Below are 342 nucleotides of genomic sequence, written 5' to 3'. Positions count from 1 at the left end.
GGGCCCACAACACCGCACACACAACCCCTACCAAGTATCACATGCACACGGTTTAGCCTCATCCACGTTCGTTCGCCACTACTAGCAGAATCATTTTTATTTTCTCCTCCTACGGGTACTGAGATGTTTCACTTCCCCGCGTAAACCCCCACAACAGCTATGAATTCACTGAAGGGTAACACCCCATAACAGGTGCCAGGTTTCCCCATTCGGACATCCTCGGATCAACGCTTTATTGACAACTCCCCGAGGCTTAACGCAGCCTTACACGTCCTTCATCGGCTCAGCATGCCAAGGCATCCACCATGCGCCCTCAATAACGAACACACAACCAACACACAA

Annotated in this window: 1 rRNA gene; it reads right to left on the bottom strand. The window is 51.2% G+C overall.

Annotation, left to right across the window (positions count from 1 at the left end):
• Positions 1–327 (bottom strand): 23S ribosomal RNA (locus HMPREF2875_RS01815); the annotation flags it as partial.
• Between the last annotated feature and the right edge of the window lie 15 nt (positions 328–342).

The organism is Corynebacterium sp. HMSC078H07 (genome assembly GCF_001812805.1).
Lineage (GTDB): Bacteria > Actinomycetota > Actinomycetes > Mycobacteriales > Mycobacteriaceae > Corynebacterium.
Note: the sequence above shows the minus strand (reverse complement) of the source record. Positions and strands in the feature narration are given on the sequence as shown.